The organism is Paenibacillus tianmuensis, assembly GCF_900100345.1.
Classification (GTDB): Bacteria; Bacillota; Bacilli; order Paenibacillales; family NBRC-103111; genus Paenibacillus_G; species Paenibacillus_G tianmuensis.
Genome location: NZ_FMTT01000066.1, coordinates 1 through 21,338, shown reverse-complemented (window position 1 = coordinate 21,338; position 21,338 = coordinate 1). Strand labels below are relative to the sequence as shown.

The following is a 21,338-nucleotide window of genomic DNA, read 5'->3' as shown; positions in this document are numbered from 1 at the left end:
AGCCGCTGTACGTTCCCATCCAACATCACAGGAAATGCAACGCTATGGTCCCCAAGTGAATAGTTCTGGTTATTTACGTAGTAGGCTCTGCGTTTTAGAATCGGACGTTTTCCTTGCTTTTTCGTCTTGTTATGAATGCTTCGCGCATCTCGAATGGCTTGGTTCTTTACTGCGGATGGAAGTTTGGCATCGACATCCTTGGAGGTGAGCTTTGGAAATGCGCCCGATGCTTCCGCTTGTTCGGTGAGGAGATTGACCGTTTTGATGTATTCATCCCCCATCTCCTTCAGCAGGGAAACATCGTTTGGGCATATTCGAATTTGAACGGTTACGGTTTGCATGGCTTCACCCCCTTTTCTTTTGTTCTTCAACATAACGTTGGATGGTTTCACTCGAAACATTCCCTGCCGTGCTGACAAAATAGGAACGTGTCCAAAGGCTTGGTAGATGCTCCAAGTGCTTAAATTCTTGACGCAAACATCGCGAGGTCGTACCTTTCAATTTTGCCATAACGTCTGCTGGAGAATCCGTTGGCAGCACGTTTAAGAATAGGTGCACATGATCTGGCATGACTTCCATCGCAACAATAAGCCAATCGTTTTTCTGACATAGCTCTTGCACAAGCTCTTTAAATCTCGCTTCGACTTGACTCACAAGTACCTTTCTTCGGTATCGCGGGCAAAACACAAAATGATAGTTGATGAGTGATACGGTTGTGGTCGTTCTTCTATATTCTTGTCCCATATACCAATTGTATCAATTTAACATACAACTGCAACAACATGAAGGAATGTAGGACAATTAAGCTGTCTAAAGACAGCCCTTGTCCTAAGCCGATTCATCCCATGCCTAAAGGCAAGGGCTTTCTCGGCTAAAATCTGTAACGACCTGCGGCAATAAGGCTTTCTACGTGCTCAATAACGGATGTATAAGGATCGGATTATGGTATCCGGAATTCATTCGCGAGCAACAAAAAAGGCACCCGAAGGCGCCTTGTCTTAAGTTTTTATTTTATCGCTCTACCCAACCGGCTTGCCGCTCATCCCTTGCCCGAGCGTTCGTCCACGTTCACGTCGAGAATGTCCAGCAGGAAGACGAATACCGGAATCCCGATAATGAGTCCCCAGCCCCCGAAATAATGCTGAGAGAAGAGGAGGATGATAAACGTGTAGAACATCGGCAGGTTTGTTTTAGATGACATCAGCTTCGGGTTCAAGAAGTATCCTTCCAGGAAGTGCAGGATCATAATCATCACGACCACATAGACGATCATCAGCCAGCCGCCTAGCGCGAAGCCGATAATGCTGAGCGGAATAAGCGAAATAATAAATCCCGCCACCGGAATCAAGCTGAGCAGGAACACCATGATCGACAGCGCGAACAAATACGGAAAACCCAGCAACCATAACCCGATCATCGTAAAAACCGTATTGCACACGGCGATCAGCAGTTGTGCTTCGATCACCTTGCCGAAGGAAAGCACGAACTTCCGGCCGAAATACTCCAGCTCGTTATAGAGCCAAGCGATTTTGCTCGTACGGAATTGGGAGGTGAACCGGACGATGCGGTTCTTTTCCAAAATGAAGAAGAAGCTGAGTATCAGCGCGAAAACAAACGTCGTTCCCCAGTTGCTAATCTTGAGCACATATTCGAAGCCTTGCTTCACATACGATTGCAAGTTCAATTCCTTCAAGATGCCCGTTATCCATTTGGACAGCTCGTCATCCTGATGAGACGAGTTCATCAGTGTAATGACGACGTCGTACAACTGTTTGACCTGGAAGATAATTTTGGGCAAATTGTAATAAATCGCCCAGCCCAACAGGCCGCAAATGAGCAAATACAGTAGTATAACGACCAACTTGCTGCTAACCCGGACTACGCGGTTCAACTGTGCCGTGATATACCCTTGAAGACGGTACATGATGTAGGTAAGCAGGAAGGTCAGCAGCACCAAATTCAGCATATCCCGAATCTGGAACATTAGAAAGCAAACTATGAACAATATGGCAAATCGTCTTACGGTCAAGTTGGAAAACATCATTTTGAGCCATTCCATACATTCAATCTCCTGTCTCCGCCAGAATAAAGAATAAAACTTCCCATGCAGTATACGAAGCTAAGGGAATGAAAGTTTCAAGGAATCGTGCCCGATTCGACATAAATTTCAAAAAGCTTCATTCCCTTTTATCGTCCTTTTTTCATTCTTTATTCAGCTTTATTTTTTATCCCGCCCCTCCAGCTGCTGCTTCGTTGCGTGGAATGCGGCGTCGATCCGGCCCCTGAGCCCGCTCCAGAACTCGCCGATATTCCGCTTCGGGTCACCGATAACACTCTCGCCTTTTTTGCCGGGATGGTAGATGACGTCCTTGTTCCGGTTGATCTCCTCCAGGTACTCCTCCACAATCTGCGCCGTCTTCGTATCCGGGTGCTGCTTCACCAACTGCTCGTAGCTGCGCTTGACCGCCGGAAGCAGCTTCATCGTACTTTCATCGACGGCATCGTACCGGTATCCGTGAATATACTGCTCCATATAATCGACATACAGCGCTTTGATTTCGGTTCTCCGATGACCCGAGGGATAGCTCGTCAAGTAGTTCTCCGCCTGCAGCATGCGATCCGCAAGCTCGCCGCGTCCGATCAGCAAACGGCCGTCATCGAAAAACGTCTTGTTCGACTCCGCCGCCCGGATGGAGAGATAAGCCTTCAGATCGTCGGACGCGAAAGAAGCGTACGCTTTCTGCAAAGCTTCATAGTCGATTTTCCAATAAAAATCACCTTCGCCGTTCGTGTCCAGCGCAAGCTTCCCTTCGGTTTGCCGCAGGAGCCACTGCTTCAATGTATCGTCGTTTTGGATTTTGTTGACATCGAGAGGCAACCCGAGGTCCCGCAGCTTTTCGGCCGTCCCCGGCTGCTCCAGCATCCGCTTGAAATCGGCGTTCGCCTCCGGCAGCAGCTGATCGTAATACTGCTCAAGCCGCAGCAGCATCCTGTCCGCCGTTTTCACGTCAGCCTTCTTCAAGTTGGCGTCCAGAAACGTCGTGATTTCCCTGGCTTCATTCGCTTCCGAAGCGGTCGCGTCCAGGCGCTTCAGCAAATCCTTGCCGCGAACCTGTTCCGAACCGGGCGTCCCAGGCTGCGGAGTAGTCGTCTGCCCTTGCGGCTCCTTCACGGCCAACGAGTTGTCGCCGCTTCCGCACCCTGTCATGACCGTCACAGCAAGCAGCGCCTGCACAGCCATTGCTCCAGCACGTTTCATCATCTGCACTCCACCCCAAGCTGTTTTCTCTACATACAAATCCGGTCATCCCCCGGTCCGGTTTTACAAAAAAGAGAAGCCCGAACGCAACAATCGGGCTCCTCTTCCATAGATGATGGTAGTACTTAAATGATAGCATTCCGGACCTTCACTTTCAACTGGATACGGGGCGAACCGGCAGTGTGCGTCAAGCCTTTGGAGAACGCCTGAATCGCATCGAGCCAACGCTCCGCTACGCAACTTTCCATAACTATTCAACTTCCAAAAATTTCACCAATAAAATTTTCACTTATGCGTGCATGGCTATCATTTTGTCTCCTTGTCACACCGATATAATAACAGATGCTTTCGGCCACTGCCGCAAGACGACATCAATTAGGCTTGAACTTACATCTGGGAGGAACTTGCATGTTAAAAAAGTGGGGCAATGCTTCAATCCGTTTCAAACTAACCGTATTATTACTGGCGCTGTCTTTATTTCCCTTGCTGAGCAGCACCATCTCTTTGGCCAATTACTTAACTGCGGAAATTCACAACGAAACCCGCGACAAAGAGCGAAGTCTGGCCGCATCCAATGTCGGATACATGGATTACTGGGTAACTAAACGTGTCCAACTGGTGCAAAATCTGATTGAGAAAAACCCGCAGTTGAAGACGGGTAAGCTTGATGCGATCAAACCGCTGCTGCGATCGTTCGGCGAAATCGACAGCGAGATTGAATACTACTCCTATGTAGACGCCAACGGATTCAGCAATCCTCCGGACGGAAAAGCTTCCCAAATTACCGACCGCGATTATTACAAACAAGCCAGGGAAACCAAGAAGCCTGCCGTCAGCGACATGATCGTGAGCCGCCAAACCGGCAAAAATGTCATCATCTTGATTGTCCCCATACTGAACGAAAAGAACGAATTTATCGGCGCGATTTCCGCCGTACTCAACTCTGATATTTTGACCGGACTGACGTCGAATATCAAATTTGGGAAATCCGGCTTCGGCTTCCTGGTGACCTCCTACGGCACTGTCGTAACGTTCCCCGAAGCGGGTGCCATCGGCAAAAAAGTCGAAGAGGCGTTCACCGCAGAGCAAGCGGCGGCGTTCCGATCGGACATCTTGGTCAACGAGAGCGGTATGGTGACCTTCGCGGCCTCGAACGGCGAAAATGTCGCCGCGTACGATACCGTGCCTTCTACGGGATGGAAAATCATCACGGTCGCTCCGACCGCCGAAGTGTACGAAGGAATTGCCAAGTCAAAGCTGATTTCTTGGATTTTCATCGCCGTATTCGTAGTCATCAACACGCTCTTGGCGCTGCTCATCTCCAAATCCAACACGAAGCCGATCGTGCTTCTATCCATGCTCCTTGAGCGGATTGGAACAGGCGATTTGACGACGAGAATCCCGGTCAAGTCCAAGGACGAAATCGGTCAATTGTCTCAAAACATGAATACGATGCTGACTTCGATCGGAGGTATGGTCCAGCAATCCCATGCGACCGCCGAGCATGTCGCGGCTTCCTCCGAGGAGTTGAACGCGATTGCGGAACAATCGGTGGAAACCTCGAATCACGTCGCCGGGACGATACAGCAAGTCGTCAACGGCTCGGAGGCGCAGGCAACCGCTGCGGAACAGACGTCGAAGGCGATGGAAGAAATGGCCGTCGGCGTGCAAAGAATCGCCGAATCCTCCTCCAACGTCTCGGAGCTATCCTTCGCCTCGGCGCAGGAAGCGCGAGAAGGAAACCAGCTCGTCACTTCGGCGATTCGCCAAATGAAGTCGATCCAGGATTCGGTCGGGCAGACGGCATCCGATTTGGCCGCGCTCAACGAGCTGTCCCAAAAAATCGGCAACATCGTCGAAGTCATCGCGGACATCTCGAATCAAACGCAGCTCTTGTCGCTCAATGCCTCCATCGAGGCGGCGCGCGCCGGGGAGCACGGCCGGGGCTTCGCCGTCGTCGCCAATGAAGTCAAGAAGCTGGCGGAGCAGGCGAAGCATTCCGCCGACGATATTGCCAGCTTGGTGAAAGAGGTGCAGGGCTCGACCCGTATGGCCGTGAACTCGATGAATCAAGGCATCGCCGATGTCGGTCAAGGCTCCACACTGATCACCGATGCCGGAACGTTGTTCCAAAACATTTACTCTTCCGTGCAGAGCATTTCGGAGCAAATTCAGGAAATTTCCGCCGCTTCCGAGCAGATGTCGGCAGGAACGGAGGAAGTCAGCGCTTCGATGGCCGAGCTCGTCATCATCTCGCAAGGTTCCCTGCAGAACGCGCAGGAAATTTTGGCTGCTTCGCAGCAGCAGCTTGCTTCGATGGAGGAAATCTCGTCTTCCTCCAAATCGCTAAGCACGATGTCGCAGGAGCTTAACGAAGAGTTGCTGAAATTTAAAGTGTAACGGCAAAATCGGCAATCCAAGGGCTTTCCTGGAGCTGCCGATTTTTTATTTTGTTCGATGGTCGTTTCCTCCGCAAGAAAGAGCATGAAGAGTCGGGGCATTCAAAAAAACGCTCCCGGTTATTATCGGGAGCGCAGGATTCCTATGGATGGTTATGAACGAACTAAGCGAATTTGAATAGCTTCCAAACGCAACGAATTTCCGGTTGTTCCGGCAATATCTCCGTCACGGACCCATCCTTGCCAGCCAAGGTTTTCTACATGAGCCCGATACTCGATATGGTAGCCAGGGGGCGCATTCTCCAGTTTGATTTCGAGAGCTTCCAACCGTTGGGAATTACCGTCTGTCCCCGCCACTTGACCGTCTTGAACCCAATTTTGCCAGCCCGTGCGTTCTACATGGGCGCGATACTTCACATGGACATCCGGCAACCCAGTGACTCTTACTTTGAGGGCTTCAAGACGCAGGGATTGTCCCACTGTACCAGCGACTTCTCCATTCCAGACGTAAGGCTGCCATCCGAGATTTTCCACATGAGCTTGGTACAATACATCTCCGAGTTCAGCAGCATGAGCTTTTGGAGCAGGGGTAAACAGCGTTGAAAGACTGAACACTAGTGCCATCATAAATAACATCACACTTTGGATACGAATTCTCATTGCTTTTTTTCACCTCGACATGAAATTTTGATTGCAATCGAAGCTCCAATGTTGTCTTTTTGATTTCTGCCCAATACATGTAAAAACAAGTAAATAAGTGGTTAGCACACTCATGATGGAAAGTTCCGTTATTTCCCGCCCCCTCGCCCCCCAATAAAATGAAATTATTAACCTTAATTCCATTATATTGTAAATCCATATTTTGGACATGTAAACATCTTTTTGTATATATGAAAGTAAAGATGCGCTTCTAAAAAAACAAGCTGACGCCGTTAGAAGTGCAGGCGCCAGCTTATGAAGTATATCGGGGATTTTCCTTTGTCTGCTCTAGACAGACTTTTTATTCCTGCCCGAGGCCGAAAAGCTTATTCGCCATTATGCGCCTGTTATTTCATCATGAGCTTCGGCATCTCGTCGAGCAGCCAATCTAAGGTAACCGGATCGTAAAACGACCATTGACTGCCGACCACGTAAGCTTTTCCATTTTTCACCTCAGAGAGGTTGCGCCATACGGGGCTATTCATGAGCTCCTCCGCCCCTTTTTGGCGCTCTCGTTATTGTCCAACGTGACTAAAAAAATCCGGGCTCCGGCATAGTCGGGTAGCGCTTCATTCGAGATCGACTGCCGAGTCGGCTTATCTTTGAAAAGAGTCGCCACTTTCTCCGGACGCGAAAATCCGAGCGCGTCATAGAGCGTGGAGCTAAGGCGCTGATTCCCGTACACATAGAGCAGCTTATCCTGAAAAAAGACGAATGCCAAAGCCGTTTCGCCCTCAGGCTAGTCTGCTCTAGAAACTCAGGGACAATAATAAGATCCGGGCTGAGCGAAAGGACTTTCTCCACATTGGGGTTCGCTGGAATCCCCCGCAATCCCTGCATCCAGGCAAAATTTCCAATATCGTCTAAACAAATGGCGGGGTCATGCCGACAATTAGGAATAAGCCTTGGGAACACGGCAATTATCATCTTGAGAAAAGGAATGAGTGAGCACTACATGAACCCCATGAATCCGCGGTTAATTCACAGCAAAGAAACATCGTACTTCATCATTAGCCTACTCTTCAGCATCATGGTCTATTTCGGCCTGATTGTTTCGCTGATCGGCATCTTTTATCTGTTGATCGGTCTTGGCATCACGTTTTTCCTTCACGGCCTTATGATCGGCCAAATCAAAAGCAACGGGGTCAAGCTGACGGAGCATCAGTTCCCTGCCGTGCACCGAAAGGTGCGCGAGCTGTGCGAGCGAATGGATATCCGGCAGGTTCCCGATGTGTTCGTGCTTCAATCGGACGGGATGCTGAATGCCTTTGCCTCGCGTTTTTTCGGCCGAAACTTCGTCGTGCTGTATTCCAATTTGTTCGAGATGGCGGACAGCGAAGAAGACGAACTGGCTTACGTCATCGCGCACGAATTGGCGCATATCAAGCGAAATCACATGACCAAAAGCCTGCTGCTGCTGCCCGCCCAATGGATGCCTTTCCTGGGCAAAGCTTATTCGAGAGCCTGCGAGTATACCTGCGACCGGATGGCGGCGGCGTATACGGGGAACGCCCCGGCGGCCATCTCCGCCCTGACCATTCTGGCCGTCGGCCGAACGATGTACGCCAAGGTGAACGTCGCCGAATACGTCGCCGAGAGCCGCAAAGAAACGGGCTTCTTCGTCTGGTTCAGCTACGCCACGTCGACGCATCCGCCGCTGCCCAAGCGCATCGAGCAGATGGAGCTGATGCAGACGAAGCCACAGTTGTTCGGCTATTCCTCCCCCACCTTCGAGCGGGAGCCCATCGCCTCCTGACGGAACCGATGGGGAGCGAGGGCCCTATTACGTGCCGTATTAAGAGATAAGATATGACAAATTTCCTAAAAATCTTCTTTTGTCCCACGTAGTATAAGTCGAATTTACCAGAATCATGTCGACAGTGCAGGAAATAACCCGTATAATGGCTGTAATATTTTGTTAACCATTATTAACCCTACGCGACCGGCACCGTCATCGCAGAGCACGATAAGTTTACTAAACCGAAAAACTAACCGACCCAAGGAGCAACTCGCTATGAAAATGAAATTTCGGCTATCCCAGACCGTTCCCGCTATACTGGCTTCCGCCATGCTCGTTACGGCTGTCCCTGCTTTTGCCGCAGACAGCGCCAAACCTGGCATCAATATGGATATCGGCATTCAAGTCGACGGAAGAGTGCTTGTTCCGCTGCGCGACATCTCCGACGAATTAGGAGCCAAGCTGAGCTGGGAAGAAAGCACGAAATCGATCACCCTGACGAAAGACAGTACTACCGTACAATTAAAAATCGGCGATCCGACCGTCCAGATGAACGGAAAGTCCCAGACGCTCGATGTCCCGCCGCAGATTAAGGACGATCAAACGTTCGTTCCCGTCCGTTTCGTAGCGGAAGCCTTCGGCGCCAAGGTCAAATGGGACGCCGAGGCCCAATCGACACATATCGACACTAAGGAGAAAGATATGTACATTAGCGCCCGGCCGTATTTCGAACTGAACGGCGTGCCGCTTGTATACGATGGCGAGATGAAGAATGGTCTGCCCGACGGGAAAGGCTATGCCGCAAAAGGAACCTCCATCTACGGCGAAAAATGGTACGAGGGCCAATGGAAAGACGGAAAACCGGTCCGGGAAGAAGCGCCCCCAGGGACCGAAGGCTATAAAATCTACATTAATGGAAGCTACTTGAAGTCGGATTATGCTCCGATCGTTCGCAATAACTCCGTCTATGTGCCATTATGGGCCGTACTTGGCAAGGTGAATGCGTCGGCCCAAGACGTAGACGGGGTCATACGGATAAATCATCCGAACCGCATTTTGCTTCTGCGCGCCAATAGCAACCTGCTGACGTATTACGGAGACAAGATGGACTCGTACACGGTACGTCTGGACTTTCCGCCGATCTTGGAGAACAATGTCATTTATGTGCCGCTTGCCTTTTTGAAGGATTATATGGACATGAAAATCGTGTGGGGAGAACAGCAGCGGGTGGATCTCACCGTCGGGGACTTGTCGAAAAACAATACTTGGGGGCAACAAGGCATCATTTCCGCTGGAATCAAAAAGCTGAGACTCGATTCGGACGCCGAAGCGATATGGAAGAGCTATCCCAACCTCTGGGTAGACTCCCTGCCCCGCAGCAGCAATGGCGCCAAAAACGGTGGATTCGAAAGATTTGAGCAGTTGACCGTCATCAGCTACAACGGTCCGACCGTCGTATTATCCAACGGGAGCAAGAATGTCCAGTTTAATTTCGATTCGATCGAAGCCATCCATAGATCGTTCTTCATCGCCGATCCACTGGCTGAATTCGACTGGCCTGAAAGCGTGAAAGCGGTCATTCGCCAACAAAAAGTCAGGATCGGTATGACCCAGGATCAAGTCCTGATGTCTTGGGGCAAGCCGGACGATGTCAATACAACGACCAGCAGCTTCGGTACGTTCGAGCAATGGGTATACCGCGGTTCGAGCATCGGCACCGGCAATTATTTGTACTTCACCAACGGCGTGCTCAGCTCGAGTCAAACGTTAAACTAACGCTAACCTAAGAGGCCGTATCTGTCAGGAAGCGGCTAATTCGCTAACGAGGGAAAACAGCTCCTGCCCGCGAGGCATTCGTCAAGCTTGGGGAGGGCGGCACCGTAAGGCATCCGCTGGAGCCGGCATTCTGGGGCTCCCTGTTCGGCCAGATCGAAGATAAGTACGGCGTGATCTGGATGTTCACCAACGAAGCCCAAGCGTACCAAGCCTGCTCCTCTTTATTTGCTGTTCGAATATGTCCCTACAAGATTGCGTAGACCGCAGGCACGGCCTCGCGGTCTTTTTGCGCGTCGGTAGATAATAAATAATGTTATATATATATCACCATAAACAAAACATGCCATCGATAAGATCAACAATTCCCCTGAGAACAAAAAAAGGGGGTGACAAAAAAAGTTAGTGTATGTAAAATGTGTAGTAACTACCAGCGACGTCTTCCACAGCATACACCTCACGAATCTCATACCTATCACGATCGTCCATACGACGGGACGATACAGGGACGATATCCTTTCCACTGCTTTAAAACACCTGAGTCCAACACACAAGCCATTGATTAGTCTTAAAATTTAATCAACCAGCCGCAAATTTGGAAGCGTTTTCCAAACAATTGCATCGGCAAACTTCTTGAGGTGATCCTATGAACCATCCGTCGAGCGCCTTGCTTGACATCCGTCATTTAAGTGCGGGATTTTCCATTGAAGGGGATTATTATCGCGCGGTCGACGATGTGTCTCTCCGCTTGTTGCCCGGGCAGGTGCTCGGCATCGTCGGGGAATCCGGCTGTGGCAAATCCGTCATGTCCTTATCCATTATGAAATTGCTACCCAAAAAAATAAGCCGGATCGATAGCGGGGAAATATGGTTTGACGGCAGCAACCTGATGAATTTATCCGAGAGCGAACTGCTCAAGCTGCGGGGCAGCGATATCGGAATGGTGTTTCAAGAGCCGATGACCGCGCTTAATCCGGTGTTTACCATCGGGTATCAAATCGAGGAAGTACTGGGGAACCATCTTGTCATGAGCAAGAAAGAAAAGAGCAAACGCAGTATCGAATTGCTCCAATCCGTCGGCATCCCTCATGCCGAGCGTATTGTTGGCGAATATCCGCATCAGCTATCGGGCGGCATGCGTCAGCGCGTCATGATTGCGATGGCGATCGCCTGCAACCCGAAGCTGCTGATCGCCGACGAGCCGACGACCGCCCTGGACGTCACGATCCAAGCACAAATTATTGAACTGCTCAAAGATATTCAGCAGCAAAGAGGCATGTCCATGATTTTGATCACGCACGACCTGGGCGTTGTCGCCGAGATGGCCGATACGGTCGCCGTCATGTATGCGGGCCAAATCGTGGAACAAGGGCACGTCACGCAAATTTTCTACGAGCCCAAGCATCCGTATTTGCAGCTGCTGCTGCAGTCGCTCCCCCGCCTTGACGAGGAGCAGGAACGATTAAATTCGATCAACGGCATCGTTCCGTCGCTTGTGCATATGCCCCGAACCGGCTGCCGGTTCGCCGGACGTTGTCCGAGCGCCAGCGACGATTGCCGGCGGCTGACGCCCCAGCTCGCCGAGGTAGGCGGCGGCCATTACGTGCGCTGTCTGAACTTTTCAGCATGTGTGCCGGCAGCCCGGGAGGAGGAGACCGCATGAATGACGTGACCGCTCACGACCGCCCACTGCTGCAAGTTCACAATTTGAAAAAGCATTATCCGATTCATGGCGGGCTCTTTCGGAAGCAGATTGGTTCGATTCAGGCGGTGAACGACTTCTCGCTCACGATGCGGCGGGGGGAAACCGTGGGACTTGTAGGAGAATCCGGCTGCGGCAAATCGACGACCGGACGCGCCATCATGCGTCTCATCGAGCCGACGGCGGGCACGATTTTTTTTGAAGGCCAGGACATTACCCGAATCAAGGGCGAAGGGCTGCGGCAAATCCGCAAGCATATGCAGATGGTGTTCCAGGACCCGTTCAGCTCGCTGAATCCGAAAATGATGGTCGGCCATCTCGTCTCCGAGCCGATTCGCAATTATGAATCGCGTACCGGGAAAGAGTTGGAGGAGCGCGTTGCCGAACTGCTCGTGAAAGTCGGACTTGCCGAGGACTCTTATTATAAATATCCTCATGAGTTCTCCGGCGGGCAACGGCAGCGTATCAGCATCGCAAGAACGCTGGCGTTAAAGCCCAAGCTCGTCGTGGCTGACGAACCCGTGTCCGCGCTGGATGTGTCGATTCAATCGCAAGTGCTGAACCTGCTGCAGGACATTCAAGCCGATTTCGGGCTGTCCTATCTGTTCATCGCCCACGATTTGAGCGTCGTGAAGCATATCAGCGACCGGATCGGCGTCATGTACTTGGGACGGCTCGTCGAGATTACGGATAAGAAGAGCTTGTATAAACAGCCGCTCCATCCTTACACCCAAGCTTTATTATCCGCCGTGCCGATCCCCGATCCGAACGCCAAGCGGGAGCGAATCGTGCTGCAAGGCGATGTGCCGAGTCCGGCCAATCCGCCGGCCGGCTGCGCTTTTCATCCGCGCTGCCGCCATGCTGTCGCCGCTTGTCGGGAAGAGCAGCCCACGCTTAAACAGGTGGCGCCTCAACACGAGGTCGCCTGTCATTTGTATTGAATCATCTCATAAAAGGAGGATGCATTCCATGGAAAAAAAAGCTTCAATGGTTTTATCCGCCCTGCTGTTTCTTGCCGTGTCCCTTACCGGCTGCACAGATAAAGCGCCGGAGGTGACGGAAGCGCCGAAAAAGACGGAAGAGAACAAAGCGGCTCCAAGCGAGCCGAAACCGGGGGGTATTGTAAAGTACGGCTATACGCAGCCGTTCAAGGGCTTGCTTGACCGCGCATTTTACGGCGGAGAAGACGACAATTTAATTTTGCGGTTCGTTACGGATAGTCTGCTCAAAACCGGCGACGATCTCAAGACGTATCCCCATATTGCCGAATGGACGGAATCGGACGATCATAAGACGTTTACGTTCAAGCTCAAGAAAGGCGTCAAGTGGCATAATGGCGATGAACTGACGATGGAGGACTGGAAGTTCGCGCTGGAGACCATTGCCCATAAAGACTATACGGCAGCGGGAGGCAGCCGGTACAGCAATGTGGAGATGATTGTCGGCGTCGAGGATTACCGCGAAGGCAAAGCCAAAGACATTGCCGGCATCAAGCTGATCGATAACTACACGATGTCGGTTACCGTCAAAACCGCGGCGCCGAATACGGTCTCGAAGCTGTGGTCGTATCCGATGCCGAAAAAGTATTTTGCAGGCGTGGCCGTCAAAGATATGCTCAATTCGGATCAAGTCCGCAAAAAGCCGCTCGGCATCGGGCCGTTCAAAGTGAAAAAGATTCAACCGGGCGAGTATGTCGAGATGGAGCGCTTCGACGACTATTGGCAAGGCAAGCCGCTGCTCGACGGCGCGATATATAAAGTTGTTGCCGGCAATATGGCGACCAGTTTGCTGGAAAACGGCGAAATCGACATCATGGCAGCGCCAAACAGCCAATTTAAAGAGGTAGAAAAGCTGACAAACGTCAATATCAATAAGCAAGATGCGCTTTCCTACTCCTATATCGGCTTTAAGTTAGGGACGTGGGATAAGAAGTCCGAGAAAATTATCGTAGATCCGAAATCCAAGTTCGCCGACAAGCGCCTGCGGCAGGCGATGTATTACGCGCTGGACCGGCAAGCGCTGATCGATGCGTTCGCCAACGGTCTGGGCAAGGCGATCTCCGCCCCCATGCCGGGCGTAAGCTGGGTGAAAATCCCGGACGATCAGCTGAATCCGTACGAATACAATCCCGATAAAGCGAAGAAACTGCTCGATGAAGCGGGTTATAAAGATACGAACGGCGACGGATTGCGTGAAGACCCGCAAGGGAAAAAGCTCACGTTCAACTTCGACGCCATGTCAGGCACAGAGATTGCCGCGCCGCGCGCCCAAACGATGATGCAGATGTGGAAGGATGTGGGACTCGACGTAAAGCTAAACGGAGGTGCACTGAAAGAGTTCAACGCCTTCTACGATGTGGTTGAGCATGATGATCCGTCTGTCGAGCTGTTCGCCGGAGCATGGTCGCTCGCCAGCGATCCCGATCCGAGCGCATTATGGAAAAGCAACGTGCTTTGGAATTTCCCGCGCTGGTACACGGCCGAATCGGACCGCTTGATTGACGAAGGGATCAGCGAGAAGGCCTTTGATCCGAACTACCGCAAGGATGTGTATCACAAGTGGCAGAAGCTTGTGAATGAAGAAGTGCCGATGCTGTTCCTGAATTCTCCGGTCGATGTGACGGTAAGCAACAAACGTCTGCAAAACGTCAAGGCGAACTCGTTCACGAATCAAATCGACGTTCATAAGTGGTGGGTCACGCAATGACTGTATCCGGGAGGCTGGCCTTATGCTGACTTATACGCTGCGCAGACTACTGGGCATGATTCCGCTGCTCCTGCTCATCTCCATCGTGGTGTTTACCCTGGCAAAGTTAATGCCGGGGGACGCCCTGACGGGGATGATTGATCCGGCCAACGTAAAGCCGGAATATATTGCCGAAATGCGCCAGCAGCTTGGTTTTAACGACCCGATTCCGCAGCAGTTCATCCGTTGGTTCGGCAAAATGCTGCGGGGCGATTTCGGTCAATCTTTCATTCATAAGAGGCCCGTGAGCGAGCTGTTCTTCCAGCGGCTTCAGAATACGGCCATCCTGGCTACTATGGCCATATGCATCACCTATGCGATCGCTTTCCTGACCGGGATGGTCGCGGGCAGACGTCCGAATACGCCGATCGATTACTCGATCCAGACGGTCAGCTACATTGTCTATGCCCTTCCGAGCTTTATTATCGGAATCATCTGCATCTACATCTTCTCAATTAAGCTCGGCTGGGTGCCCGCCAGCGGATCACGCAGCGTCGGAGTTGCCGACGGCACGCTTGCGTATTACTTGAACGTATTAAAAAATTCGCTGCTGCCCGCGTTTGTGCTCGGCTCTTTGGGCACAGCCTCTTATACGCAATTTCTGCGCAATGACATTATCGAGAGCAGCCGCAAGGATTACGTCAGGACGGCACGGGCAAAAGGGACAAGCGAGAAGCATATTTACAATCGGCACATCTTACGCAATTCGCTGATTCCCATGGTTACGTTTCTCGGTATTGATATCGGGGGATTGTTCGGCGGGGCGGTCATTACCGAGACGTTATTCGTTTATCCGGGAATGGGCGAGCTGTTCGTCTCCTCGATTAGCAGCCGCGACTATTCCGTCGTGATGACGATCACGATGTTCGCGTCTGTCATGACGCTGATCGGCAACTTAATTTCCGATTTACTGTACGGCTACATCGATCCGCGTATCCGGCTTCGTTAGCATGAGAGGAGGATGGCTATGGCTATGAATACCGCGTCGAAGCCGATGCATCAAACGATGCCCGTCAGCAAAAAACGAAGCGCCTCTCCCTGGGTGACAGGCTGGAACCGATTTTTTCACAACAAGCTGGCGATCGCCAGCCTCGCGTTTCTGGTCCTCATTGCGACCCTGTGCGTGCTGGCGCCGCTGCTGACGTCTTACGATCCTGTCAAAATTAACTTGCGCCTCATCCATAAGCCGCCGTCGGCAGAGTATCTGTTAGGAACGGACAAAGGAGGACGCGATATTATCGCAAGATTGCTGTACGGCGGGCGCACGACGCTGCTAATTGCCGTAAGCATCAGCTTTTTCGTCACGTTTATCGGGGTGACCATCGGTTCTGTCGCCGGCTACTTCGGAGGTAAAATCGACAATATGTTAATGCGCTTCACCGATTTTATTATGATTTTCCCGTTTCTTATTTTTGTCATCGTCCTGAAAACGGTCATTGCGGACTCGGGCATTCTGGTTCTGATTGTCGTCATCAGCGTGCTTGGCTGGGGCGGGATCGCCCGTCTTGTACGAAGCAAGGTGCTGTCGGAGAAGGAGAACGAGTACATCATGAGCGCCGTCGCGATCGGCTGCAAGCCGTTCCAGGTCATCGTTAAGCATTTGCTGCCGAATGTGGCTTCTACCATTATTGTTCAAGCGATCGTCGTGATGGCGGTTATGATCGGCGTGGAGACGGGTCTTAGCTTTCTTGGATTCGGCGTGCCGGCCAATGTGCCAAGCTGGGGAAATATGATGTCGGATGCGATCTCGCCCCAAGTGATCAAAAACCAATGGTGGGTCTGGTTGCCATCTGCCATCGTGATTACCTCTACGATTCTCTCCATTAATTTTATCGGAGAAGGCGCGAAGGAAGCGTTCGATCCAAAAGGATGATTCACACACGCGGCGGCCGTCCGAACATGAAGCCCATGTTCCGGACGGCCGCCGCTGTGTCAATTAGAGGGAGGCCGGTGTACGAAAGCCGGCCCCGGCCTTTATTACATGAAAATTTCGATTACAGGCCTTCAGGCCAGTGCTCCGGTACTCGTTGTGTACGTTTATAACGCTTATGGCTATCCGTGCTGCGGGTAGGCCAGAGGGGAATCGCAATAAGGACATGCTTTACTCTCGCCGGGCTTCAGCAAAGCAGACGAACCGCAGCCGGGGCATTCCACCGTCTTGGACGTCTGGGGTTGCGGCCTGCTCTGCTGCGGCACGAATGTGCCTCCGCTCACGGTCACGTTGACATTCACCATGGAATCTGCCGGAACCCATTGGTTAAACACGATGGACATCGAGTACATATCGATGAACGCATCCTGGAACACGCCAAGATAAATCAAGCGCTGCAAGTCGTTGGCCACCACGGCCGGCCGCTGGTTTGTCGTCTCCGCCAAGGTTTGGATGGAAGTCACTCCTTGCACCAAGACGAGATGACGGTAATGATCGTATCTGGCGAAGAGCTGCTTGCGCCGCTGCCCGCTCTTCCACAGCATGTATATGCCGGGAATCAAGTCAAGGAGGATAACCCAAACCATAACCCAGTATTCCATAGGTCTCCCTGCGGACAAATTGATGAAAAACGAAATCATAAACGGGAAAAAAATAACCAGAAACGTCGCGCCGGCGTTTTTCCAGTCAATGACTTTCTGGTAGCTCAAATCACGGTGCTTCCATAAACGGACAGCCAGCAAAATGATGCCGATCGGAAAAAAGAAAATAAACCACATCGCTATCGCAATGCCGCTTATGGCTGGACGATCATAATTCAAGGATGCTCCCTCATCTCTATTATACTTCGATATGCCTATTTTACTGGCGGGTAGCTTAACAAGGAATCGCAATAAGGACAAGCTTTGCTCTCGCCAGGCTGCAATATCGCAGACGAACCGCAGCCATGACACTCAACCGATTTGGGCAATCGTTTTTCCGACGGTTTGTATACAGGCATCGGCTTGTCCCACTCGTGAATGTGGCCGTCCTCGGCCCTATCCCCAGCACCCTCGCGGGCAACAAAACCGTTCTGATGAAAAACAAGGGTCATCGAATACATATTTATAGAAGCATACGGAATCATGCCGCGACCGATCATGCGTTAACGAACAGAACAATACCGGCTGGGAAAAAGAAGAACAAAACCAGCACGACCAATATACCGTTTATAGCCGGTCTATCCGTATTCAATCCGGTTCCCGCCTCCCCTCTTGATGCGTTAACTGCGAATCTCACGCAAGTCGAACAATACATGCTTTCTTACCGGCTCTGCGGATATTCCAAAGGAGAATCGCAGTAAGCACACGCCTTGCTTTCGCCGGGCCGCAGCAAGGTCGACGAACCGCAGCCGGAACACTCCACCTTCTTCGGCAACGGCCTCTCTTCCGTTTTGGGCGGAGGGGTCATTTTAATGTACTCGTTCAGTTCTTCCGGAAATCCTCCTCAGTCGTACACTCCTGAGGCAAGTCCGAAGGCGCTGTCGGTTCGACTGGCCGCTGAAAAACGATAGCCATCGAATTCATATCCAAATAGGCATTGGGGAACTCGCCAAGACCGATCAGTCGCTGCAAATCGTTGGCAACCACTGCCGGGCGAAGCCAGGTCATCTCCGCGATCGTATGGACAGAAGTAATTCCTTGCCACATGACGATCTGGCGATAGGAGTCATAGCGGGCCAAAAGCCGTTTACGACTCTGCTTGCTCTTCCATAGCATGAACACCCCGGGAATGAAGAAAAAAATAATAAGAATAAACCACAACGTAAACAACGTTGACATGGACCCCTCTACGGAGGTCACGCTGTTTAGGAATAAAAATAAAGATGCCAGAAGTACAAACAGAACAAGAATGGTTACGCCGGCATTTCGCCAGTCATCTATTTTTTGATAGCTCAGATTGCGATGCTTCCACAGTCGGATAGCCGCCAAAAGGAGGCCCGCCGGAAAAAACAAGAGGAACGCCAGCACGATCACGACGCCTTCGATAGCCGGTCTGTCCATGTCCAATCTAACATCTGACTTCTCTTCCATATTGCTCTGATGCACTGCGTCAACCTCATTTCAACGTAATCAACTGGCTGTTTCTGCGGCTCAGGTCGGCCGAGATATCGCGCAGAAGCTTGCGGGACATTTCCACCTTGCCCGTATCACCCGCCTGATCACTGAGCCCGCGAACGCAGCGCTCCAGCTCCTTGATCTGCCACAGCAAATTCTCCTCCATGTGGATCATCGAGGGATGCGAAACCGGGTCGCTGTACTTTACTTTTTCGATCAGCTCCCGTACCCCCGCTTTCAACGCTTCCCGTTCCTCGATTTCCTCTTCTTCCAGCGCATAGCTCACCGAGTCGAGAGACAGCTTCATCTGCTTCATCAGCTGCATCTGTGCCCGTTGATCATCCTCTTGATTCCGCACATAATTCGTAAAATGATTGGCAAGCCCTATCCCGATTGCCCAGACCGCGGCGGTTATGACTTCAATCACCACGTAAGAGGTCAAGGAAATCCGCAAGGCCAACCAGAAGAAAACCGTATGAAAAATAGCGGCAGCTCCATACAACACCGATATCGTAACGAAGGTCAAGGAGGCGGGAAGCCCGTCTCCGCGCCGGTTTTTCCTTACTTGGCCTACAGCGCAGTAATAGATTGCCGCTTCCGCGAGAACGATGGAGATCAAGGAAGTCCACCAGTGTCCTGTTCCCCAATCCTCCAGACGACATAAGAAAAAGGCGGCTACGGTTACCACGACAATGAGGCCGAACATCCATTTGGCGGCCAGGGCAGGCAAACGTTTCATATTCATCTCAAGCTCCTTTTCACTCTAACTTATTTCCGCATTCAAAACAAAATTTTTGCCCCGGCTGCACGACCTGCTGACACTGACTGCAAGTAAGCACCATGCTCTTGCCGCACTCCGGACAAAACTTCGCTCCCGCCTCCACCATTGTCGCGCATTGAGGACAAGCAGCACCCAGCGACTCTCCGCATGTCGTACAATGCAGCGCTTGTTCCGGGTTATCCGCTTGGCAGCGGGGACAAGGACGGTACCTGTCGCCGCAGTTCGGGCAAAATTTCGATCCTGCCGGAAGGGAATGTCCGCATGCTTGGCAGGCAACGGCCGGGGAAGCAGTTTCCTGCTTGAGCGATTGTCCGCACCCTCTGCAAAAGCCGGAATCATGCGCATTGCTCATGCCGCATTTGGAACATGTCTGGACAGGAGCAGATGACACATCCATGTGTCCCGACAACTGCGAAAACGTATTGCCAAGCGTCATACCAACGCCTTGTCCGAGCCCCAGACCGATGCCAGCTCCCATGAAGGCCGATGGATTCCCTTCGTTCTTCGCCGCGCTCTCCAGCGTATTAAAGGTTCTTTCCTGCTGGTAGGAGAAGCCGAGAATATCCATTTCCGCTTTTTTCGCCAGCGCTTCCTTTAGCCGCTTCGTGGCCGGATCTTCCTCAGGAAGATTGATGGAATCGATCTGGAAGCCGACCAAACGAATCCCGTACTCTTGAAAAATCGAGACGATTCGGCTTTCCATATGTTTGGATATTTCGGAGATATAGGCGTTGATTTCCAGAATGCTAATTTTTTTATGCACCAGATAAGCAGAGATAAGCTCTTTGATGTTCATCATCAAGATGCTGCGAAAATATTTGCCAAGCTCCGCTTGATCGACCGTCGGAAGTGTTCCGACCAGCTTAAGCAGAAACTTGCGCGTGTCTTCGATCTGGATGCCTAGCTGACCGAACGCGCGGACCGATACCATCATGTGGTATTTGGGCTCCTGCAGTTGAATCGGAGTCGGTGTCCCCCACTTCATGTCCAGCTTATGCAGCTTGTTCACGAACCAAATTTCTGCCGTAAACGGCGACTTGCCGCCAAAAGGCAAATTGACGACGGAGGAAAGGATCGGAATATTTTGCGTCGATAACGTATGCCGGCCGGGACCGAGCAGGTCAAGCGCCTCCCCGCCTTTGAACAGCAGCGCTTCCTGGGTTTCATTGACGATCAGTTGAGTCCATGTGCCTAGTTCTTGGTTCGGATATTTCCACACCAATAAATTGGGCGGCCCGTCGAATTTGACTACTTCGATAATTGCCATCTAGGTACCCCTTTCCATATGTTGGTCTCGCGTATAATCCTTTTACATTAATATACTACGAAACAAGCTCTTTTTGGACTCAAAATTTCCCATTTGATGCGATATAACGGACAATTTTGCTAGATTCCGACAAGATGCGGCAAGATTTGGGGGGCTTTGTCGGAGAGGATGTCGGGAAGTCCTATAATGAGGTCATGGGAGTTTTGTTTAATTCATTTCCAAAAATTCGCACGCACTGTATAATTGTTATAACAGTTTGACACACTTATTAAGGAGAATGATGATATGAGCAAGGTGGTTGGAATGGAGCGAAAAGTAGCCAAATTCGGCAACAGCTTAGGTATCACGATGACAGAGGCCTTCAAACGAATCGGGGTAGAGCTCGGCGATTCGGTTCAGATCGATGTGCGGGAGCAAGACGGGGAAATCGTCATACGAAAAGCTAACAAAGTTTCCCTGCCGGCAGGAATAAGTCCGGATTTTATAGATACCCTTTCGCAAGTCATGGAGGAGTACGACGAAACGCTGAAAGGGTTAAAAGATAGATAATGGCACACGTTCGTTATTTAACGATTCAAGAAGTCATCGCCGTAAACGTAGCCGTTATTCCAGGCCTGTTGATTAACCACTAAATGGTAGAAAAAAGATCGCCTTTGCTGTAGAATCGTTTGTACCACCAAGCGATTCGAGAAAGAGGCGATCTCATGAAAAATTGTATCACGATTCCATCCGTTCTTCAATCCATTCTGAGTCTTGAAGAAGTCAAATCAATTGTGCAAATGATAGGTTATGAAGACAAAGCCCGTAAGTTTACGGTATATGACTTGTTGCAATATTGGTGCACGGCTGCCCATCAACAATGGGAGGGTTACCGGGCAGGGGTTGACTGCGCTCATTCCTGCGGCTTAATTCAGGTTCACTATTCTAGCTTTTCGAGCAAAGCAGCAGA

20 protein-coding genes and 2 pseudogenes are annotated in these 21,338 nt (G+C 51.2%); 10 read left to right on the top strand and 12 right to left on the bottom strand.

Annotated features, from left to right (window positions below):
- The 5 genes and pseudogenes from BLO51_RS26595 to BLO51_RS30935 all read right to left on the bottom strand — a co-directional run.
- A pseudogene (locus tag BLO51_RS26595) lies at positions 1–341 on the bottom strand (RNA-guided endonuclease TnpB family protein); the annotation flags it as partial.
- 4 nt (positions 342–345) lie between these two features.
- Positions 346–744: an IS200/IS605 family transposase gene (gene tnpA / locus BLO51_RS26590; protein WP_090676753.1), complete on the bottom strand. Its 399-nt coding sequence runs from the start codon at positions 742–744 to the stop codon at positions 346–348.
- A 295-nt stretch (positions 745–1,039) separates the two neighbouring features.
- Positions 1,040–2,059 (bottom strand): AI-2E family transporter, encoded by a 1,020-nt coding sequence (locus BLO51_RS26585; RefSeq protein ID WP_090676751.1) that lies wholly within the window; start codon positions 2,057–2,059, stop codon positions 1,040–1,042.
- 159 nt (positions 2,060–2,218) lie between these two features.
- A complete protein-coding gene (locus BLO51_RS26580; RefSeq protein ID WP_090676748.1) occupies positions 2,219–3,262 on the bottom strand; it encodes a hypothetical protein in 1,044 nt (347 codons plus the stop codon).
- A gap of 122 nt (positions 3,263–3,384) precedes the next feature.
- The gene (locus BLO51_RS30935) at positions 3,385–3,507 is read right to left on the bottom strand and encodes a hypothetical protein (RefSeq protein WP_281180443.1); all 123 of its coding nucleotides are present in this window, start codon (positions 3,505–3,507) and stop codon (positions 3,385–3,387) included.
- Positions 3,508–3,667: 160 nt separating this feature from the next.
- Between BLO51_RS30935 and BLO51_RS26575 the strand changes: the two genes are divergently transcribed.
- Positions 3,668–5,659 carry a methyl-accepting chemotaxis protein gene (locus BLO51_RS26575; RefSeq protein ID WP_167670348.1) on the top strand — a complete coding sequence of 664 codons (1,992 nt, stop codon included), beginning with the start codon at positions 3,668–3,670 and terminating at the stop codon, positions 5,657–5,659.
- A gap of 152 nt (positions 5,660–5,811) precedes the next feature.
- On the opposite strand, the gene BLO51_RS26570 is transcribed toward BLO51_RS26575, so the two are convergent.
- From BLO51_RS26570 to BLO51_RS26565, 3 genes are all read right to left on the bottom strand, one after another.
- A complete protein-coding gene (locus BLO51_RS26570; RefSeq protein ID WP_090676742.1) occupies positions 5,812–6,318 on the bottom strand; it encodes an Ig-like domain-containing protein in 507 nt (168 codons plus the stop codon).
- Positions 6,319–6,704: 386 nt separating this feature from the next.
- The gene (locus BLO51_RS29525; protein ID WP_167670347.1) at positions 6,705–6,842 is read right to left on the bottom strand and encodes a hypothetical protein; all 138 of its coding nucleotides are present in this window, start codon (positions 6,840–6,842) and stop codon (positions 6,705–6,707) included.
- Entirely contained in the window at positions 6,839–7,078 is a 240-nt protein-coding gene (locus BLO51_RS26565) for a TroA family protein (RefSeq protein WP_090676739.1), read from the bottom strand. The genes BLO51_RS29525 and BLO51_RS26565 overlap by 4 nt, the downstream gene beginning before the upstream one ends.
- A gap of 243 nt (positions 7,079–7,321) precedes the next feature.
- Between BLO51_RS26565 and BLO51_RS26560 the strand changes: the two genes are divergently transcribed.
- The 7 genes from BLO51_RS26560 to opp4C all read left to right on the top strand — a co-directional run bounded on the left by BLO51_RS26560 (position 7,322) and on the right by opp4C (position 16,188).
- A complete protein-coding gene (locus BLO51_RS26560; RefSeq protein ID WP_090676758.1) occupies positions 7,322–8,113 on the top strand; it encodes a M48 family metallopeptidase in 792 nt (263 codons plus the stop codon).
- Positions 8,114–8,371: 258 nt separating this feature from the next.
- Positions 8,372–9,871: a stalk domain-containing protein gene (locus tag BLO51_RS26555; protein WP_090676736.1), complete on the top strand. Its 1,500-nt coding sequence runs from the start codon at positions 8,372–8,374 to the stop codon at positions 9,869–9,871.
- Between the two features lie 643 nt (positions 9,872–10,514).
- A complete protein-coding gene (locus BLO51_RS26545; RefSeq protein WP_090676733.1) occupies positions 10,515–11,531 on the top strand; it encodes an ABC transporter ATP-binding protein in 1,017 nt (338 codons plus the stop codon).
- Positions 11,528–12,511 carry an ABC transporter ATP-binding protein gene (locus BLO51_RS26540; RefSeq protein ID WP_090676730.1) on the top strand — a complete coding sequence of 328 codons (984 nt, stop codon included), beginning with the start codon at positions 11,528–11,530 and terminating at the stop codon, positions 12,509–12,511. The genes BLO51_RS26545 and BLO51_RS26540 overlap by 4 nt, the downstream gene beginning before the upstream one ends.
- Before the next feature lie 28 nt (positions 12,512–12,539).
- Complete coding sequence (gene opp4A / locus BLO51_RS26535) at positions 12,540–14,276, top strand: oligopeptide ABC transporter substrate-binding protein (protein ID WP_090676727.1); 1,737 nt, start codon at positions 12,540–12,542, stop codon at positions 14,274–14,276.
- Positions 14,277–14,298: 22 nt separating this feature from the next.
- Positions 14,299–15,264, top strand: a complete 966-nt coding sequence (opp4B, locus tag BLO51_RS26530) for an oligopeptide ABC transporter permease (RefSeq protein ID WP_090676725.1) — start codon at positions 14,299–14,301, stop codon at positions 15,262–15,264.
- Positions 15,265–15,288: 24 nt separating this feature from the next.
- Positions 15,289–16,188, top strand: coding sequence for an oligopeptide ABC transporter permease (gene opp4C / locus BLO51_RS26525; RefSeq protein WP_090676755.1), 900 nt, complete (start codon positions 15,289–15,291; stop codon positions 16,186–16,188).
- A 179-nt stretch (positions 16,189–16,367) separates the two neighbouring features.
- Here opp4C and BLO51_RS26520 read toward each other — a convergent pair whose 3' ends face one another.
- From BLO51_RS26520 to BLO51_RS26505, 4 genes are all read right to left on the bottom strand, one after another.
- Positions 16,368–17,066, bottom strand: coding sequence for a hypothetical protein (locus tag BLO51_RS26520; RefSeq protein ID WP_090676722.1), 699 nt, complete (start codon positions 17,064–17,066; stop codon positions 16,368–16,370).
- A gap of 642 nt (positions 17,067–17,708) precedes the next feature.
- Positions 17,709–18,287, bottom strand: a complete 579-nt coding sequence (locus BLO51_RS26515) for a hypothetical protein (RefSeq protein ID WP_217266792.1) — start codon at positions 18,285–18,287, stop codon at positions 17,709–17,711.
- A gap of 55 nt (positions 18,288–18,342) precedes the next feature.
- Positions 18,343–19,086 carry a hypothetical protein gene (locus BLO51_RS26510; protein WP_090676717.1) on the bottom strand — a complete coding sequence of 248 codons (744 nt, stop codon included), beginning with the start codon at positions 19,084–19,086 and terminating at the stop codon, positions 18,343–18,345.
- Between the two features lie 13 nt (positions 19,087–19,099).
- A complete protein-coding gene (locus BLO51_RS26505; protein WP_090676714.1) occupies positions 19,100–20,389 on the bottom strand; it encodes an SPFH domain-containing protein in 1,290 nt (429 codons plus the stop codon).
- Between the two features lie 285 nt (positions 20,390–20,674).
- Between BLO51_RS26505 and BLO51_RS26500 the strand changes: the two genes are divergently transcribed.
- Positions 20,675–20,938: an AbrB/MazE/SpoVT family DNA-binding domain-containing protein gene (locus tag BLO51_RS26500; protein ID WP_090676711.1), complete on the top strand. Its 264-nt coding sequence runs from the start codon at positions 20,675–20,677 to the stop codon at positions 20,936–20,938.
- A gap of 155 nt (positions 20,939–21,093) precedes the next feature.
- A pseudogene (locus BLO51_RS29955) lies at positions 21,094–21,338 on the top strand (IS4 family transposase); the annotation flags it as partial.

Coding starts and splice junctions, on each gene's coding strand:
- BLO51_RS26510 (WP_090676717.1), bottom strand. CDS start 19,086: ATGAATATGAAACGTTTGCCTGCCCTGGCCGCCAAATGGATGTTCGGC.
- BLO51_RS26500 (WP_090676711.1), top strand. CDS start 20,675: ATGAGCAAGGTGGTTGGAATGGAGCGAAAAGTAGCCAAATTCGGCAAC.
- opp4C (WP_090676755.1), top strand. CDS start 15,289: ATGAATACCGCGTCGAAGCCGATGCATCAAACGATGCCCGTCAGCAAA.
- BLO51_RS26555 (WP_090676736.1), top strand. CDS start 8,372: ATGAAAATGAAATTTCGGCTATCCCAGACCGTTCCCGCTATACTGGCT.
- BLO51_RS26505 (WP_090676714.1), bottom strand. CDS start 20,389: ATGGCAATTATCGAAGTAGTCAAATTCGACGGGCCGCCCAATTTATTG.
- BLO51_RS26585 (WP_090676751.1), bottom strand. CDS start 2,059: ATGGAATGGCTCAAAATGATGTTTTCCAACTTGACCGTAAGACGATTT.
- BLO51_RS26515 (WP_217266792.1), bottom strand. CDS start 18,287: ATGGACAGACCGGCTATCGAAGGCGTCGTGATCGTGCTGGCGTTCCTC.
- BLO51_RS26580 (WP_090676748.1), bottom strand. CDS start 3,262: ATGATGAAACGTGCTGGAGCAATGGCTGTGCAGGCGCTGCTTGCTGTG.
- tnpA (WP_090676753.1), bottom strand. CDS start 744: ATGGGACAAGAATATAGAAGAACGACCACAACCGTATCACTCATCAAC.
- opp4B (WP_090676725.1), top strand. CDS start 14,299: ATGCTGACTTATACGCTGCGCAGACTACTGGGCATGATTCCGCTGCTC.
- BLO51_RS29525 (WP_167670347.1), bottom strand. CDS start 6,842: ATGAATAGCCCCGTATGGCGCAACCTCTCTGAGGTGAAAAATGGAAAA.
- BLO51_RS26560 (WP_090676758.1), top strand. CDS start 7,322: ATGAATCCGCGGTTAATTCACAGCAAAGAAACATCGTACTTCATCATT.
- BLO51_RS30935 (WP_281180443.1), bottom strand. CDS start 3,507: ATGGAAAGTTGCGTAGCGGAGCGTTGGCTCGATGCGATTCAGGCGTTC.
- BLO51_RS26570 (WP_090676742.1), bottom strand. CDS start 6,318: ATGAGAATTCGTATCCAAAGTGTGATGTTATTTATGATGGCACTAGTG.
- BLO51_RS26575 (WP_167670348.1), top strand. CDS start 3,668: ATGTTAAAAAAGTGGGGCAATGCTTCAATCCGTTTCAAACTAACCGTA.
- BLO51_RS26540 (WP_090676730.1), top strand. CDS start 11,528: ATGAATGACGTGACCGCTCACGACCGCCCACTGCTGCAAGTTCACAAT.
- BLO51_RS26545 (WP_090676733.1), top strand. CDS start 10,515: ATGAACCATCCGTCGAGCGCCTTGCTTGACATCCGTCATTTAAGTGCG.
- opp4A (WP_090676727.1), top strand. CDS start 12,540: ATGGAAAAAAAAGCTTCAATGGTTTTATCCGCCCTGCTGTTTCTTGCC.